General features: G+C 44.1%; 1 protein-coding gene. It reads left to right on the top strand.

The annotated features are described in order from the left end of the window. Positions 1 to 431: group II intron maturase-specific domain-containing protein (locus LKE08_RS02715; RefSeq protein ID WP_324702654.1), on the top strand; the 431-nt coding region annotated here is incomplete at both ends.

Here is a 431-nt window from a genome sequence, read left to right as displayed (position 1 = left end):
CTTCAAGAAATCGAAGTAAATGGAAAAATGGTCTCACCTGGTTTCGACTTTCTAGGGTTCAATATCAGGCAATATCCACAAGGGAGACATACATCCGGGAAAAGTGGAGGCCACAACAATAAACCACTGGGCTTCAAGACCCTCATCAAACCGGATAAGGAAGCAATCAAAGCCCACATCGAAAAGGTTAAAGAGGTGATTAAGAAACATAAAACAGCACCTCAAGCCGCCCTGATAAAATATCTCAATCCCATCATCACAGGATGGGCAAGATACTATTCAGGGGCAGTCTCCTCGGAGATTTTCAACAAGCTAGATAACATACTCTGGCAACAACTGCGGGCATGGATAGTATCACGATGCGGAAACGCCAAATACAAAACGCTCAGGAAATATTACCGAACAGGAATGGCAAAACTGAGCAATGGGGA

The organism is Lyngbya sp. CCY1209 (assembly GCF_035615495.1).
Lineage (GTDB): Bacteria > Cyanobacteriota > Cyanobacteriia > Cyanobacteriales > Microcoleaceae > Limnospira.
The sequence above is the reverse complement of the archived record's forward strand: the minus strand, read 5'-3'. Positions and strand labels throughout refer to the sequence as shown.